The organism is Bacteroides sp. OM05-12 (genome assembly GCF_003438995.1).
Lineage (GTDB): Bacteria > Bacteroidota > Bacteroidia > Bacteroidales > Bacteroidaceae > Bacteroides.
The window spans coordinates 36,424-53,759 of record NZ_QSUN01000003.1 but is presented as its reverse complement, the minus strand read 5'-3'; the positions used below and the strand labels follow the sequence as shown (position 1 = coordinate 53,759).

Annotated in this window: 15 protein-coding genes; 9 read left to right on the top strand and 6 right to left on the bottom strand. The window is 41.4% G+C overall.

Annotated features, from left to right (window positions below):
* Positions 1-32: 32 nt before the first annotated feature.
* Both DXB63_RS03630 and DXB63_RS03625 read right to left on the bottom strand, forming a co-directional pair.
* Positions 33-2,402 carry a T9SS type A sorting domain-containing protein gene (locus DXB63_RS03630; protein ID WP_122125036.1) on the bottom strand — a complete coding sequence of 790 codons (2,370 nt, stop codon included), beginning with the start codon at positions 2,400-2,402 and terminating at the stop codon, positions 33-35.
* Positions 2,403-2,427: 25 nt separating this feature from the next.
* Positions 2,428-4,413, bottom strand: a complete 1,986-nt coding sequence (locus DXB63_RS03625; protein ID WP_122125035.1) for an Omp28-related outer membrane protein — start codon at positions 4,411-4,413, stop codon at positions 2,428-2,430.
* Positions 4,414-4,664: 251 nt separating this feature from the next.
* Between DXB63_RS03625 and DXB63_RS03620 the strand changes: the two genes are divergently transcribed.
* Genes DXB63_RS03620 through DXB63_RS03590 form a run of 7 tightly spaced genes read left to right on the top strand, consistent with a single transcriptional unit; the run spans position 4,665 to position 11,109 of the window.
* Complete coding sequence (locus DXB63_RS03620) at positions 4,665-5,939, top strand: MFS transporter (protein WP_122125248.1); 1,275 nt, start codon at positions 4,665-4,667, stop codon at positions 5,937-5,939.
* A 25-nt stretch (positions 5,940-5,964) separates the two neighbouring features.
* Positions 5,965-6,552, top strand: coding sequence for a bifunctional nuclease family protein (locus DXB63_RS03615; RefSeq protein WP_122125034.1), 588 nt, complete (start codon positions 5,965-5,967; stop codon positions 6,550-6,552).
* Between the two features lie 9 nt (positions 6,553-6,561).
* Positions 6,562-7,260 (top strand): 16S rRNA (uracil(1498)-N(3))-methyltransferase, encoded by a 699-nt coding sequence (locus tag DXB63_RS03610; RefSeq protein ID WP_122125033.1) that lies wholly within the window; start codon positions 6,562-6,564, stop codon positions 7,258-7,260.
* A 23-nt stretch (positions 7,261-7,283) separates the two neighbouring features.
* The gene (locus DXB63_RS03605; RefSeq protein WP_158563632.1) at positions 7,284-8,828 is read left to right on the top strand and encodes a DUF4836 family protein; all 1,545 of its coding nucleotides are present in this window, start codon (positions 7,284-7,286) and stop codon (positions 8,826-8,828) included.
* Between the two features lie 19 nt (positions 8,829-8,847).
* A complete protein-coding gene (locus DXB63_RS03600) occupies positions 8,848-9,492 on the top strand; it encodes an ATP-binding cassette domain-containing protein (RefSeq protein WP_122125031.1) in 645 nt (214 codons plus the stop codon).
* Positions 9,486-10,691: an ABC transporter permease gene (locus DXB63_RS03595; protein WP_122125030.1), complete on the top strand. Its 1,206-nt coding sequence runs from the start codon at positions 9,486-9,488 to the stop codon at positions 10,689-10,691. The genes DXB63_RS03600 and DXB63_RS03595 overlap by 7 nt, the downstream gene beginning before the upstream one ends.
* 7 nt (positions 10,692-10,698) lie before the next feature.
* Positions 10,699-11,109 (top strand): secondary thiamine-phosphate synthase enzyme YjbQ, encoded by a 411-nt coding sequence (locus DXB63_RS03590; RefSeq protein ID WP_122125029.1) that lies wholly within the window; start codon positions 10,699-10,701, stop codon positions 11,107-11,109.
* A gap of 4 nt (positions 11,110-11,113) precedes the next feature.
* Here the strand turns inward: DXB63_RS03590 and DXB63_RS03585 are convergent, their stop codons facing one another.
* On the bottom strand, positions 11,114-11,692 hold the full coding sequence (locus DXB63_RS03585; protein WP_122125028.1) for a Crp/Fnr family transcriptional regulator: 579 nt from the start codon (positions 11,690-11,692) through the stop codon (positions 11,114-11,116).
* Between the two features lie 35 nt (positions 11,693-11,727).
* Positions 11,728-13,080 carry an MATE family efflux transporter gene (locus tag DXB63_RS03580; protein ID WP_122125027.1) on the bottom strand — a complete coding sequence of 451 codons (1,353 nt, stop codon included), beginning with the start codon at positions 13,078-13,080 and terminating at the stop codon, positions 11,728-11,730.
* A 146-nt stretch (positions 13,081-13,226) separates the two neighbouring features.
* On the opposite strand from DXB63_RS03580, the gene DXB63_RS03575 reads away from it, so the two are divergent.
* Together DXB63_RS03575 and DXB63_RS18340 are read left to right on the top strand one after the other, a co-directional pair.
* Entirely contained in the window at positions 13,227-14,390 is a 1,164-nt protein-coding gene (locus DXB63_RS03575; protein ID WP_122125026.1) for a Xaa-Pro peptidase family protein, read from the top strand.
* Between the two features lie 291 nt (positions 14,391-14,681).
* The gene (locus DXB63_RS18340; protein ID WP_255419990.1) at positions 14,682-14,813 is read left to right on the top strand and encodes a hypothetical protein; all 132 of its coding nucleotides are present in this window, start codon (positions 14,682-14,684) and stop codon (positions 14,811-14,813) included.
* Positions 14,814-15,094: 281 nt separating this feature from the next.
* Here the strand turns inward: DXB63_RS18340 and guaA are convergent, their stop codons facing one another.
* A complete protein-coding gene (gene guaA / locus DXB63_RS03570; protein ID WP_122125247.1) occupies positions 15,095-16,618 on the bottom strand; it encodes a glutamine-hydrolyzing GMP synthase in 1,524 nt (507 codons plus the stop codon).
* Between the two features lie 190 nt (positions 16,619-16,808).
* Positions 16,809-17,246 (bottom strand): large-conductance mechanosensitive channel protein MscL, encoded by a 438-nt coding sequence (gene mscL / locus DXB63_RS03565; protein ID WP_122125025.1) that lies wholly within the window; start codon positions 17,244-17,246, stop codon positions 16,809-16,811.
* Positions 17,247-17,336 lie beyond the last annotated feature (90 nt).

Below are 17,336 nucleotides of genomic sequence, written 5' to 3'. Positions count from 1 at the left end.
ATTTGAAACCATAAATGGACAATACAGAAAAACTAATGCATCACTTTTACCTTAAAAGTTTTACTTGCACCGCCTGCTTTTACATTCAGCATATAAAGCCCTGAAGTTACATCGCTTAAGTTCATTATATTGCTAACGGAAGAAGTGTTCATGCTCTTCACGACTCTTCCTTGCATATCAAGCAAGAATACCTGAGTCACGATATTATCATACGGAAGATCAATATGTAATTCGTCGGATACCGGATTCGGATATATGCTTGCCTGACATTGATCCAATGCTGCAGATTCTATTCCGTTACCATTATATTTCAAATCCAGAACATAAGCATATTTGCCTAGATCTTTCATACACCATCCGCATACATAACGTCCGTTAGGCGACATATCCATCATAGAACACAAATAATATCCCTGCAAATCATACCCTAATGTTTCTTCAACGTATGTATTCAGATTCTCCGCTTTTCCACTTTCCTTTGTCCATATCCAAGGAGATGTACCCGATGTATCGATACCGACTACTATGGTAGCATCATTATTCATATCCTGTGGTTGACCACCCAAACCTGTACCTTCCATCAGAATTAAACCACTCTCTTCACTCCAAATCCATGGAGAACCGACAGCACATAAATTATCACCACGACCACCGATCCATTTTCCATCTGCTGTGATGGCGGTACATTGTCCCAATAAATTAGCCATCATATCATTCTGATTATCAAAGTCCACATCATCTTCCGTCTTATCTGGATCTTTGAGCATCATTTTGCTGTCATAACCTCCATCTGCATTCTTGCGCCATACGTTCGCATACCATGGTCCCCAAATATCCTGCCAACCAACAATCACACTTCCGTCATAACTCATTTTGGTTGCTTTACTTGATTTGTTTCTGTCTGCAAACTTAGATCCCAAATCGAGAACTCCTAATTCATTCGACCAAACGCATGCATGATATTGTGTTGTGTTATTACAAGTTACATAAGATCCACCTATCACGATTTTTCCATCAGCCGAAATTCCTTCAGGACCGGAAATTACATCCCCTGAAGAAGCTCCAAGTGTTTCAAGCAATTTCCAAGATGCGGATTCAATGTCATAGATACCTGCGGTATAACCCTGCATCTTGTCTTTTAATTCTTTCAAATAAAAACTTCCTTCAGCACCGCAAATATTCAATTTATTTCCAGCTCCGTCTACTGCTATCGAGTATAAATCTGTCTCGTCGACTCCGGGTATAGTAACTTTCGTCCAATTAACACCTTTATCGGTTGACTCGTAAACAGCTCCCTTGTTACCAACAATTATTATTTTTCCGTCTGCCCAAACCACATCATTCCATACAATCGTTTCCGTAGTAGTCAATGGGTTTATACCCGGAGTCCCGGCAATAACTTCGTGCTTCGTCCAATTCTTACCACCGTCAGCCGTCACATAAACCACACCGTCAGATAACGCCATGCCGTTGTCTTCGTCTGCGAATTTGATCCGGTGCAACGGAGCATTCCCTTCGGTTACAAACAAATCAGTCCAAGTTTGTCCATTATCTGTAGAAGTCTGGATATGTCCGTTTCTGGTAACCATATAAAAGGTATAGCCTAAATGAGTAATATGCTGTGGCACGCCGGTTACTCCGGTGGCTACATGGAAAGAATCGCCGCTATCGGTAGTGTACCATACGGCAGCATTCCCGCCCTTTAGCTCCATTCCTATCACTCCGTAAGTAGCTGGCATATAATCAGCTTCCTCTACGAAATCAATGCACCAATAAGTATCTACCTCGTCTGTATTTCCCTCCGGATGCAAATCGATTGGCTGCCAACCTCTTCCTTCCGATTTAGTTATATACATCGCTCCATTATGTCCCCCTACGAGTCCGACAGAGTAGGTCTGAAAACCCATAGCTTCCATTCCGGGAATCGTAACCATCCCTGGATCCGCGAGTTTCCAAGTTTTTCCACTATTTGAAGAAGCTAATATATAACCCGATTGTCCGTCCTCACTGCTTCCGATCGCCACAGCAGCAGTTCCCGTTCTATAATAGATATCTTTATAAATAAACTCCTCTCCCGTGCTAAGTTCTACTTTCTGCCATTCAGTATAAACCGGTATTTCAGTAGAAAACATAGTAGATGCAACCTTTCGTCCATCATCCGAAAATCGAGCAGTTCCGCCAATACCGTTTCCGTTGGACATACTACCTACAATTTCGATAAATTCTTGTTTTTCAGGATTCCATATTTCAAATGGCTTAACCTGATTTTTCGTTACGATTACCTTACCTTCGTTATTAACACTATGCGAGAAGTACTGTGTTTCCGTGAAAGTAATCTGTGCAGACAACAAACCTGCCGAGCAAAGCCCAGCCAAAGAAAGAATAATGTTTTTCTTTTTCATAACTCAATAAATTAACGATTAGACTCTAATTAACTACTATTTTTTTCACTACAGTTTGTTTGGCAGTCTCTATACTCACCAGATAAAGCCCACTTCTCAATTTGTAGTTCTCTACTTGCATACCTCGCATATCATAAATGCGATAAGCTTGATAATCACCCGTGATATGAACCATGCCGTTGATTGCTTCCACCAACAGCTCATCCGTCAGATTCTTCTCAGTGATGGCAGACGAAGTCCCGTTCACTCCGGTCTGTGCCGCATTCATCACATTGCGGAAATAACGGCTGTTTGAATCTTCATCGGTCAGGAAAGCGACTACATTCATGTTTTCAGCTTTCCATGCATCATCCAAAATGGTCTTAAATTCAATGGTATAGTTGTTTCCATCCCAAAAAACTTCTTTACCCCATATTCCGCCCAAGATAGCACGAAGCACATGGTCATGCACGTATGTTGCAGAAGCACCGGATTGCATGCCTACCAAGCCGTCTTCTGTCAGGAAAACATTCACATGAGGTTCTTTCATGGCGATATCGAATAGTTCGCTTTCTTTCGTTCCCGAAACACGAACCGTCAGTTCGCGGTTGTTTTCATCATAAGTAGAGTTCACAACGATGGATGCAAAAGCCGGAAGTGCCGTTTGCGTGAAACCGATATAACCGCTAATAACCTTTGCTCCTTCATTAGGATCATAATATCCCATGCTGAAAGACGGACTTTGTACTGCTTCATCCTGAATATAAGTACGGTCGGCAGTACCATGCGGAGCTCCTTTTACTAGGAATTCATACATATAATTATAGCTATCTTGCAATGTAAATTCATCTTCGCCGTAACCTACATGATGGGCCACTTTGACATGGTTGACGCTTTCGGGAATAGCCTCTGCCACTTTATGACCATAAGGGCAATTCGGGCAATAACCGGTAGTGTACATTTCCAACAGGGAAGTCTTGACAAAGTCCCGGTCATAGAAATAAACTTCGACCTTCCCTTCATTGTTTTTCTCATATTCATCCGTAAAAGCACCTTTATTGATATTGGATATTTTCAGCATTACATTGGCTGACTCTGCATTACTTGGAATCTCGACATAAGATTGCAGAATAACTCCCTTAAGGGCTTTCAAGCCACCTTTGATTGTCACCTCTGAGGTTTTCGTTTCAATGCCTTCGGCAGAAACGGTCAAATCAAAGCTGGTAACCGGTTCTGTGCCTCCATTGAAGACGTAACCAGAAAAGTCGATACGGACTTTCTCTTTTTGAGGATCACGTTTAATGAAAGCAAGATTGCTTTTGAAATTCACCAAAGCAAGATCTTTGTCCACATGATGTTCACTGACAATAGCAGTTTGTGCGCCCAATACCGCTACAATTCCGTTGTTTATGAAAGTGCAGGTATGGTCCACCCAATTTTTGCCTCCATCATCCGAATATAAAAGAGTTTTCTCACGCAACAGTCCGTTACCGGCTATCGCAATGGGGTAATAGGTTTTATCATTATTATTGTATTTTTTCGACGTAATCGTATATCCTACATAATATCCGTTTTCTGTAATCGTATAAACTTTGTCAGCGGGAAGTTCTACTTCGATCCATCCTTTTTCCTCAAGGCTCGTCTGAGGGACTTCCATAGAAAAGACAGGTTCTTCGTCAAGCTTTTCACGCAGCCAGATGGTTAGTCCGTTTACCGGTGCGCCTATAGCCACCCGTATTTTCGTTACTTTGTCACCGACATATCTGTCGACTAACATCCGGTCAAAATAAGTAGCCATATCGTAGATTTCAGGAGTCATTCTTAAATAGGGAGCGGCTTCCTCACAATAACTGACATACTTCTCGTTTGCTGCTGATTCAGCTTTTTTCAAGACCGGATGGGATAATGTATTCATACAGGGAGAAAACTGTATACCTTCCATCTGTCTTGAAAAACGGCTATCCGGGGTTTGTGCTATGACATTCCCGATCATCATACATAAAACAAATACTACTAAATAAACTTTCTTCATAATCTTAACATTTTAAGTTCTTGGCAATATTATGCTGTTTTTCAATGGAAAACAAACCAAGATTGCTCAAATTCATGAATTTGTTGAGGTTAGAGCTGTATCTGTCGTTTTTGGGAAGTGCTTTTTAAATCTATTGAACTTGGAGGCCATTTATAACTTCAGAAACTAATATTCGTAAACGTATTATGCTTTTCAGAAAAATTATGTACATTTGCATATATAAGTATAAAATTGGAAAAACACATAAGTTTATGAATGTTAAGTTACGACTGATAATTATGAATTTCCTGCAATTTGCAGTGTGGGGAGCATATTTAACTTCTATGGGAAGTTATTTGGTGAGTGTTAATCAAGCATCACATATTGGTATGTTTTATGCCATGCAGGGGATTGTGTCCATGTTTATGCCGGCCTTGATTGGTATTGTCGCCGATCGTTGGATTCCGGCGCAGAAAATGTTAGGTCTTTGCCATTTGATAGCCGGTGCATTTATGTTGGCTGCCGGATATTATGCCTATTCGGCAGGGACGGATGTACAATTTCCTCTTTTGTTTACTTTTTATTCATTGAGTGTTGCTTTCTATATGCCTACACTGGCTTTGTCTAATTCTGTTGCTTATTTTGTTTTGGATGGAGCTGGTCTGGATACGATAAAAGCTTTTCCTCCGATACGTGTCTTCGGTACGGTTGGTTTTATTTGTGCTATGCTTTTGGTTGACGGTATGGGATTTCAGACTACTTATATGCAGTTTATTGTATCCGGTTGCTTAGGATTGATCTTAGCGTTATATGCAGTGACATTGCCTAATTGTCAGGTTAATAAGTCCAGTGATAAGAAAAGTCTTGTTGAAGCATTGGGATTGCGTGCTTTTACTCTTTTCAAAGAAAAAAAGATGGCACTGTTCTTTATCTTTTCTATGCTTCTCGGAGTATCGCTTCAGATAACAAATGGATTTGCCAATCCTTTTATAACAAGTTTTAAAGCAATACCGGAATATGCAGCTTCCTTTGGGGCTAATCATGCCAATGCTTTAATATCCCTTTCGCAGATGTCGGAGACTTTGTGTATCCTGTTGATACCGTTCTTCTTGCGTAAGTTTGGCATTAAGCAAGTAATGTTGATAGCAATGTTTGCATGGGTACTACGTTTCGGGCTGTTTGGAGCCGGTAATCCGGGAAACGGTGTTTGGATGTTCATTCTTTCAATGATTGTATATGGTGTAGCGTTTGACTTTTTCAACATTTCAGGTTCTCTGTTTGTTGATAAGGAAACCGATCCGGCTATCCGTTCAAGTGCCCAGGGATTATTTATGTTGATGACAAATGGAATTGGTGCGATGGCAGGTACACTTGGTGCACAGGCTGTTGTGAACCATTTTACTTACTCAACAGAATATCAGGGAGAGTTTTATACAGTGGGCGATTGGTCGGCTGTATGGTATATTTTTGCCGCTTATGCTTTAGTTGTGGCAATCGTGTTTGCGTTAGTATTCAAATATAAGCATAATCCGGCTGAATTAAAATAAATAATTTTAATCAGGAGGGATTGTTATGAGTAAAAAGATTGAGCTTAAGGTTTTAAACGTTTCCAGTAGTTTGGCACAGGCACATGCTTATGCATTGGTTTTGCAGGAAGTGGACGGAGAGCGTCGTCAGTTACCGGTTATAATAGGTCCGGCAGAGGCGCAAGCAATAGCTTTTAGCTTAAAAGGTTTCACGCCTCCGCGTCCTTTTACACATGACTTGTTTGTCTTTTTTGCAGATGCTTTTCAAGTGGAGTTGCAAGAAGTGGTAATTTATAAAGCGCAAGAAGGGGTTTTCTATTCGTATCTTTATTTTGAGAAAGATGATATAATATCCAGAATAGACTCCCGTACTTCGGATGCCGTTGCGCTTGCGTTGCGTTTTGGTTGTCCTATATATGTGACGGAAGATGTTCTTGAGGCTGAAAGTATTAAGTTGGAAGATGGCGGACCGGTTGCCGTTCCTATAACTACTGTAAATATGGATTTGTTGCAGGAGGCGTTAGATAAGGCGGTAAAGGAAGAAAATTACGAGCTTGCTTCCCAGATAAGGGATGAAATGCGTCGAAGAGAAATAGGAGAACTGAGTCCGGAAGATAATATTTTGAATTTGTAATTTGAGTCTATGCATGTATTTTATACGCCGGATATTCAAGTAAAGTCTGAGTTGCCGGAGGACGAAGCACAACATTGTATACGTGTGCTTCGGTTGAAACAAGGAGACGAGATTTTTTTGACAGACGGTAAAGGCTGCTTTTATAAGGCGGAGATTGGTACGATTTCAGGGAAACGATGTTTGGTGACGATCAAGGAGACCATTCATCAAGTGTCTCCGTGGGGATGTCATCTGCATATAGCGATGGCTCCAACCAAGAATATGGATCGTACGGAATGGTTTGCTGAGAAAGCTACGGAGATTGGTTTTGATGAGTTGACTTTCCTTAATTGTCGTTTTTCGGAACGCAAAGTAATCAAGACGGAACGAATTGAAAAAATATTGATTTCGGCGGTAAAACAGTCGTTGAAGGCTACTTTACCCATATTGAATGAAATGATTGATTTCAATAAGTTTATGAATAAGGATTTTAAAGGGCAGAAATTTATAGCACATTGTTATGAGGGTGAAAAACCTTTGCTTAAAGATGTGCTTCACAAAGGAGAAGATGCCTTAGTGTTAATCGGGCCGGAAGGGGATTTTAGCCCGGAAGAAGTGGAAAAAGCGATAGCCAAAGGATTTACACCTGTCAGTCTGGGAAAATCCAGGTTGAGGACAGAAACGGCGGCATTAGTGGCTTGCCATACATTGAATTTATCGAATCAATAATACTTAATTAATAATGTATGAAAATGAAAAAAAGTAATCTGATTTCTGTTTTATCGGCGTTTCTGGTGTCGGTAATGTTCTTGGCATCTTGTACCAAAAGTGTGGAATATGTAAATGTGATACCGGCAGATGCTTCGGTGATAGCCTCTCTTGATTTAAAGTCGTTGACTCAGAAAAGTGGAGTAAATGACAATGAAGCGGCAAAACAACAGCTCGCTGAAGTATTGAAAAGCGGATTAAATGCAGATGCTTTGCAATATATGGATAAAGTGCTTAAAGATCCTGCGGAGTCAGGTATATCTACTGCGGATAAAGTTTATTTGTTTGCTACGGAAGCTGCCGAAAATCAAGGGCTTGTGGCGAAAGTAAACGATATGAATAAAGTGAAAGAGTTATTCAAATTGTTGGAGAGCGAACAGATTAGTATGCCTTTGGAAGATACCGGTGTGAACGGTTATCAGCTGACATTCCTGAATGAAAAGGATGTTGTTTGTTTCAATGAAAATACTTTGCTGATTTTAATCGGTAAGAATGTGTTTGATACGGAATCCACTCAAGATATGGCTAAGAAGTTGATTGCTCAGACGGCAGAACAGAGTATTGCTTCAAATGACGGCTTTAAGCAAATGAGCGGTAAAAATGCAGATGTTGTAGTTTATACTACAATGGATGTGCTTCCTTCCGATTATGCTATGCAGATAAAAGCGGCTATGCCTGAAGGATTGACTTTAAAAGATATTGCTTATGTTGTTACTTTGAACTTTGAAAAAGGCAAGATTGTTTTGGATGCGGAATCTGTAAAGAATGAAGCTGTTGATAAACTTAATAAGCAATATGAAGGACTAATTTCCAAAATAGGTTCTGAGTTCCTGAAATATTTCCCGGCTTCTTCTTTGTATTATACCGGTATGAATTTGAACGGAGAAAAGTTGGCCAAAGTCTTGGCTGAAAACGAAGAATTTCAGAAAACATTGAAAGGAATAGAGGGTAATGGAGTAAATGTAAATAATATCATTAGTTCTATTAATGGAGATTTGGCTTATGGCATTACTTCTTTGTCAGCACAGGGTGTACCGGCTTTGACATGCTATGTACAAGTGAAAAATGATGAGATATTGAAAACTGTAAATAATGCGTTGCAAGGTGGAGCGACAAAGATCGACGATAATAATTATTCGGTAACAATCGGTGGTGGCGCAAATGCTTATTACGGAATGAAAGACGGAGTCTTCTATTTCACACTTGATGAGGCGGCCTCAAAGAACATCTGCAAGAAAGTAGACAATCCGATGTCTGATGCAAAATGGGCTTCTACGGCTAAAGGTTCATACGTGTTTATGGTAGCTAATATAAAAGATGCATTGAATCAGCCGATGGTGAACTTGATGCTGTCAATGGGTGGACAGCCAGCGGCTTTGGCTCGTAGTGTTTTGTCTCAGTTTGACTATATTGAATTCTATGCTCCGGAAATGAATAAAGTGACACTTGATGTTGTGATGACAAATCAAGATGAGAATGCATTGAAACAACTCTTTGCTTTAGGCGAGAAATTGGCCGGAGGTAAATGATAAACAGCTTTAAAATAAAGTGAATACAATCAGCTTACAACAAACACTTCCTGAAGTCTTTGCCGGAAAGGATTTGATAGTTTCCGACGTTTGGCATAAGGAAGTGGAATTTCAAAAAGAAAGAATTTATCTGATAGAGGCGGCTTCCGGTACAGGGAAGTCGTCTCTTTGCAGTTTTATTTATGGTTATCGGGACGACTATCAAGGCATTATCTGTTTTGATGGTGAGAATATCCGTAAGAAGACGATAACCGACTGGACGGAAATACGTAAAAGATCCATTAGTATGTTATTTCAGGATTTACGTTTATTCACGGAACTGACGGCAATGGAGAATATCCGGTTGAAAAACAGTCTGACCGGATATAGGTCCGGTAAAGAAATTACTCTCATGTTTGAGACATTGGGGATAGCGGATAAGATAAATATAAAAGTCGGGCAACTTTCATTTGGCCAGCAGCAGCGTGTTGCATTAATCAGAGCTTTGTGTCAGCCCTTCGATTTTATTTTTCTGGACGAACCGATTAGTCATTTGGATGAAAGTAATGGAAATATCATGTGTGAACTGCTTATGAAAGAGGTCCAAAAACAGGGAGCAGGAGTTATTGTTACTTCTATAGGAAAGCATTTGGAACTGAACTACGATAAAATAGTAAGATTATGAGATTTGTTTGGAAGCTTTTGCGTCAGCATATCAGTGTGCCTCAGTTGGCAGGTTTTTTCTTTGCCAATTTGTTTGGCATGGTTATCGTGCTTCTCGGTGTTCAGTTCTATAAGGATGTGATTCCGGTCTTTACGGATGGCGATAGTTTCATGAAAAAGGATTATATCATCGTCACAAAAAAGATTAGTACGTTGGGTTCCTTTGCTGGTAAAAGCAATGTGTTTACTGACAATGATATAAAAGAGATAAAAGAGCAGAGCTTTACAAAAGGAGTTGGTAAATTTCAACCTTCTTTGTTTACTGTTTCTGCCGGATTAGGAATGGAGTCTGCAGGAATCCGTCTCTCTACCGATATGTTTTTTGAGTCTGTTCCGAATGAATATGTCGATGTAGGGCTGGATAAATGGCATTTTACGGAAAGCAGTAAGGAGATTCCTATCATTATCCCCCGTAACTATCTGAATCTCTATAATTTTGGTTTTGCACAGGCACGTAGTCTGCCTAAACTGTCCGAAGGAGTGATGGGAATGATTCAATTGGATATAGTGATTCGGGGTAATGGAAATATAGAGAAGTATAAGGGGAATATAGTCGGTTTCTCCGATAGATTGAATACGATTCTTGTACCGGAAGAGTTTATGGACTGGGCGAATCGTGAGTTTGCGCCGAATAAGAACGGAGGTCCTTCCCGTTTGATTGTCGAGGTGAACAATCCTGCCGATGAAAAGATTGCCCGTTTCTTTCAGAAGAAAGGTTATGAGACGGAAGATAATAAACTGGATGCGGGTAAGACTACTTATTTCCTTAAATTGATAATTGGTATTGTGCTTGCCATAGGATTGTTTATCAGTGTGCTTTCTTTCTATATACTGATGTTGAGTATCTATTTATTGTTGCAGAAGAATACCACAAAACTGGAGAATCTGCTTTTGATAGGATATAGTCCTAAAAAAGTGGCATTACCCTATCAGGCACTTACTATGGGAATGAACTTAGTGGTTTTGTTGTTCTCTATATGTATTGTCGGTTGGGTAAGGAATTACTATTTGGGAACCATCACATTACTTTTCCCCCAATTACAATCGGGAGGCTTATGGACGGCTATTGTGGTCGGTTGTATTCTTTTCGCCTTCGTGTCGGTTATGAACATCTTGGCAATAAAAAAGAAAATATTATCTATCTGGAGACATAAAGCATAAAGAGATTATGGTTTTACAAACAGAATTTATTTTACGTCCGCGAAACAAAGGTTTCCACCTGGTTACGCAAGAAATTATGCAGTATCTTCCGGAACTTCCGGAAACCGGTTTGCTGAATCTTTTCATTAAACATACCAGTGCGGCTTTGACTATCAATGAGAATGCAGATCCGGATGTGCGCACTGATTTGGAAGCTATTTTCAATCATTTGGTAAAAGAACGTGAAGCGTATTATGAACATACGCTTGAAGGCCCGGATGATATGCCGGCGCATGCCAAAGCGGTAATGACCGGGGTAAGTCTGACCATTCCTATCACCAATGGTCGATTGAATTTGGGCACTTGGCAAGGAATTTATCTTTGTGAGTTCCGCTATTCGGGTGGCGGACGGAAAGTTGTAGCCACCGTTGTCGGGTAAGATTCTATTTCTTTCGCTTGCTGAGTTCCGAACGTATCCGGCTCAGTGACTGCGGAGTGACCCACAGATAAGACGCAATATGTTTTAGAGGAACATATTGCAATAATTCGGGATTTTCTTCCAGTAGATTGAGGTAACGTTCTTTGGCACGCGGGCTTCCTCCGCTTATCAGCCAGTTTTCAAGACTGAGAAACTGTTGTTCGAAAAGCCTTCTGCCGAAATTGGCGAACTCTGCCGAAGATGAATAGAAACTCTCTAATTCAGCTTTTGAGATACCATACAGGTCACTGTCGCACATTGCTTCAATGGAAACTAAGGAGGGAGTATTCTCGATATATCCCCAAGAAGAAAAAATAGCTTCGCCTTCGGATGCAAACCAAACGGAGACATCTACCCCGTCATTAAGATAATGTCCCCGCCAGATTCCTTTGCTTATAATATAGAAGTTGGAGTTTCGTTCGCCTTCCTGTACTATAAAATCTCCTTTCCGAAAGGTGAATTTTTCCATTTTATCCAATAATTGCAAACTGGTAGTTACCGGTAAACTATATTTCTCACAGAACTTCTGTATAAACGTATCCATATTTTCACTTGACTAATTACCGCAAAGGTAACAAATCATCCGTGAACAGGTTGCCGTTTGCGCCAATAAATTGTTGTTATGACCAGAAATGTAAGTGCTTCCGCCAATGGTACGGCCAGCCAGATACCGGGTACTTTCAGTAACAACGGCAGTCCGAAAAGGCAGATGACCATGAATACAAATCCACGCAATACGGTGACCAGCATGGCAGGGCGTGCCCGTTCCACACTTTGGAAATAACCGATAGAAACGATGTTTACCGCAAAAAAGATAAAACCGGACGCAAACAGCGGTAATCCTGCTACTGCTATGTCATAGGCGGGATAAGAACGGTCGATAAACATACCTACTATCTGATGGTTGAAGAGTGCCGTCAATGCCAAAAAGACAACTCCGCAAGACACGGCTGTCACTAATGCCAAACGGAAAGCGGAACGTACGCGTCCGGCATATCCGGCTCCGAAATTATAACTCAGAATGGGTTGAGCCGATTGTCCTATCGCATTATATACCATAAATATGATAGGGAAGAAGTAGCAGGCAATGCTGAAAGCCGCTACGCCATCTTCGCCCAAATAGGCAATAAATACATAATTTCCGGCAAACATCATACTGGCAATAGCCGCTTCACACAAGAAAGTGGATAATCCCAGACGGCACATGTATTTTACATTGCGTCTCGTCAGTTGCCTGCTCTTTTTGCTCCATTTTATCGGACAGAAATGCAATACGTTTTTCTTTCTGCCGAGATAAACCAAGATCATGGCGGCTCCGATTATATACCCCAAACTTGTAGCTAACGCTGCGCCCAGCATACCCCAACCGCAAATAAATATGAATACATAGTCGAGTACGATATTTATCACAGCCGGAATGGCGTTGCATATCATGGCATAGACAGGAGAACCGTCCAGACGTACGAAAAACATTCCCGAACTAAGTAATGCGCTGAAGATAAAGAAAGGTACAGACCAATACATGTATTCCACAGCCAAAGGCAACAGGCGTTCCGAACTTCCTAATAATACGGCGACTTGCGGTGCAAACATACATACGACTCCCCATAATATAGCCAATAACAAAGAGGAAACAGCCACCGCCTGCGTCACATTGATACGGGCTGTTTTTACTTTTCCTTGTGACAAATGAATGGATGCCACTACGGATGCACCTACGCCGAACATTAATCCCACTCCTGTGTTTATCAGGAACAATGGTGCTGTGATGTTCACCGCAGCCAATGCGTCACTACCTATTCCTTTACCGACAAAAATTCCGTCTGTTATCACAAATACAGCAGAAAATACCATCCCCAGCACTGTTGGTATCAGTAATTTCCGGAACAGTCTCGGAATTTCCATACTACCAAAATCAATACAATCTTTCATCTCTTTTTCCTTTTTTGTTAATTCGGGCGCAAAGATAGAGCCTTATCCGGGGATAAAAATTACCATTTGATAATTTCGGCAGTGATTCCGTTCGGTATAAGACCGATTATTACTATTTTTACTCGCAAAACAGAATTGAATATAATATGTTACAAACGGAATTGGAGTTGAGGCACAGTAAGATTAGAGCCTTAATGGAACAACAAAATATCGATGCTGCACTGATAACCTGTAATGCTAATTTGTTTTATACGTGTGGGCAGGTTGTTATCGGCTACTTGTATTTATCGGTTCATGCACCCGCCCTGTTGTTCGTAAAACGTCCTAATAATATCAGCGGTGCGCATCGGTTCTCTATTCGCAAACCGGAGCAGATCGTTGATTTGCTGAAAGAAAATAACCTGCCTTTACCTTCAAGGCTGATGCTGGAAAGTGATGAGCTGCCTTATTCGGAGCATGTTCGCCTGGCTGCTTTGTTTCCGGAAACAGAGATTGTAAACGGAAGTTCGATTTTGCGTGAAGCCCGTAGCGTGAAAACGCCTTATGAGATAGAGTTGTTTCGCCGTTCGGCAGCTTTGCATGCAAAAGTGTATCATCAGATACCGCAGTTATACCGTCCCGGTATGACAGATATTGGATTATCTGTTGAAATAGAACGCCTTATGCGTTTGGAAGGAGCTTTGGGACTTTATCGGGTATTCGGACGGACTATGGAAGTGTGCATGGGTAGTTTGTTGGCAGGAGATAATGCTGCGGCAGCTTCGCCCTATGATTTTGCATTGGGAGGAGAGGGGTTGGATGAATCCTTGCCGGTAGGAGCAAACGGTACGCTTTTGAAGGAAGGAAATAGTGTTCTGGTGGATATGAACGGCAATTTCTATGGATATATGTGTGATATGAGTCGGGTATATTCCGTAGGTCGTTTGAGTGACAGAGCTTATACTGCGCACCGGGTTTGTTTGGATGTTCAGGATAAAATAGCATCCGCAGCCTGTCCGGGAATAACCGGTGAGGAACTTTACGAGCTGGCGATGGGAGTGGTGAGGAAGTCCGGTTTTGCAGACAATTTTATGGGAATCACTCAGCAGGCCCGCTTCATAGGGCATGGCATCGGATTAGAGATAAATGAACTCCCGGTGCTGGCTCCGCGAATGAAACAGGAATTACAACCCGAAATGGTTTTTGCCTTGGAACCTAAAATCGTATTGCCGGAAACCGGAGCGGTGGGCATTGAAAATTCGTGGCTCGTGACGGAAACCGGAATTGAGAAGTTGACGGTTTGCGAAGAGGATATTTTGGAATTGAAGTAGTTTGAACCCATATATATATATATAAATATATATGGGTCAAAAAGGAACTCTTTTATGGAAGCTGGCTTTTAATTTAGAGGGTGTGTCCGTTTGTATCAATAATCGAACAATCTGTAATTATTATCCTTTGGCAGAATGCGAGTTAGCTGTTCGGCTTGTCCTATAAAACTGTCAAATGGAGGGGTAGGGCTTGACAAAGGCTTTTTCATGTCGTATCTTTGCAGCCGGAGCAAGGATAAAGGTGTATTTGCGGTATGTATCTTTCTTGTTCGCGGATTCGCTCTTTGACGTATGAAAAAGTATTGTTCTTTGATTCGTTTCACCAAGGTCATCCATGCGTTCAGGCATGGGCAAACGACAGGATGGGCATGGGTGAATGCAAGAACCGTGAAGGGAGAACGAATGGGAATACCCTATGTTTAAATTTCTCTGAACCTGAGCCCGGCATCCACAAAATCATTGTTTTCTAACAATGCCTGTGCCGCTAGCTTGGGCAAGTTAAACCCACTTGATAAAAGAGAACGGAATGTGTCAAACGTCAAAGCATCCAAGTTTCCCCGCTTGAGCGGGGATTAAGGGGTGTGTGATCTTTCTTTGCTTATTAAACTGTTAGAAAATTCACACACCCCCTACCCCCGCTCAAGCGGGGGAATTGGGATAGTTTTGATACAACTTTTACTATTGTAATATAAACTATTGATTGCTTATTCCCATTCTATTGTTGAAGGTGGTTTTGACGAGATGTCATAGCAAACGCGGTTTACTCCTTTCACCTTATTTATAATGTCGTTAGACACCTTAGCGAGGAATTCGTAAGGGAGACGTGCCCAGTCGGCTGTCATGGCGTCTGTGGAAGTAACGGAACGAAGAGCAACGGCACGCTCGTAAGTACGCTCGTCACCCATAACGCCTACGCTTTGCACGGGCAACAATACAACTCCCGCTTGCCATACCTGATCGTAGAGTCCCCAGTCACGCAGTCCCTGAATGAATACTTCATCTGCATCCTGAAGGATACGTACTTTTTCCCGGGTGATATCACCGAGGATACGTACTGCCAAACCCGGTCCGGGGAACGGATGGCGACCGATAAGATGTTCCGGCATACCTAACTCACGTCCTACGCGTCGAACTTCATCTTTGAACAACAGACGGAGAGGTTCGCAAAGTTTCAGGTTCATTTTCTCCGGAAGTCCGCCCACATTGTGATGGCTCTTAATCACTGTTCCTGTGATGGAAAGCGATTCGATGCAGTCCGGATAGATCGTACCTTGCGCCAGCCATTTGGCATCGGTTATTTTATGTGCTTCGGCATCGAATACGTCGATGAATCCTTTGCCGATGATTTTACGTTTACGTTCGGGGTCGGTAACGCCTTCGAGTTCTTTGAAGAACTTCTCGCTGGCATCTATACCTATAACGTTCAGTCCCAGACATTCATAATCGTGCATTACGTTCTTGAATTCGTCCTTACGGAGCATTCCGTGGTCTACGAAGATGCAGGTAAGGTTCTTGCCGATGGCTTTATTCAATAATACAGCAGCAACAGAAGAATCTACGCCTCCGGACAGACCTAAGACAACTTTATCATTTCCAATCTGTTCTTTTAGATTGGCAACCGTACTTTCAATGAATGAAGAAGGAGACCAGTCCTGTTTGCATCCGCATACATCTACAACGAAGTTCTTCAGCATTTGCGTTCCGTCTTCGCTATGAAATACTTCCGGATGATATTGTACACCCCATATTTGTTCGCCTTCTACTTGGTAGGCGGCGATTTTTACTTCCTTGGTAGAAGCTATTGTTTTGAAGTTGTCAGGTATCGAAGTGATGGTATCGCCGTGAGACATCCATACTTGCGAATGCTCTTTGACACCTTTGAATAAGACATTATCTTTATCGAAAGAAGCGAGATTGGCACGTCCGTATTCACGGCTTCCTGCCGGTTCCACCTTTCCGCCATTGGTATATGCAATGAATTGAGCGCCATAGCAAATACCTAAAATCGGATATTTTCCACGTATCAGGTTCAGGTCAATTTTGAAAGCCGCCTTATCATATACCGAGAACGGACTTCCGGAGAGGATGACACCTTTTATCGTCGGATCATTTTCCGGGAATTTGTTGTAAGGCAGGATTTCGCAATACGTGTCGAGTTCACGTACTCTCCGACCGATAAGCTGGGTCGTTTGCGAGCCGAAATCAAGAATAATAATCTTTTCTTGCATAATATATTTAATGAATGTGTATTGAATATTATGCACGCAAAAGTAAGTATTATATTTGAATATTCAATGAAAAACACTGCTTAGCATCATATTATTTTTAAGATATGCGGTTATTGGGAAACAAAAAGAAAGTAGAAGACCTTATCCCGGCTTTTTTTATACGGGAGCCGGGGTAAGGATTCGTATGAAATTATTTCTTTTGTTCTTTCAATAAATCCCTGATCTCTGTCAGTAGAATTTCTTCTTTTGTAGGAGCCGGAGGTGTGGGTGGAGCAGGCTCTTCTTTTTTCTTTTGTGTCAGTTGGCTGATTAATTTGATGAATAAGAAAATAGAAAAGGCGATAATAATGAAGTCGAAACTTGCCTGAAGGAATTTCCCGTAGTTCAGAGTTACGGCGGCAGTCTTTTCTACGCCGTCCACAATCTCGGCAGGCTTCATCACCCATGATAAATCGGTGAAGTTGACTCCTCCTACTAATAAGCCGATAGGAGGCATGATGATGTCGGCTACGAGAGACGATACGATTTTGCCGAAAGCACCCCCGATGATGACACCGACGGCCATATCAATCACATTCCCGCGCATGGCGAATGCTTTGAAATCTTGTAAAAACTTACTTTTTCCCATCTTTTTTTATATTTAATATTAATTTGTTCGCTAATATAAAAACAATTTTGTAATTTTGCACCGCAATTTAGAAAGGAATAGACATCTTGA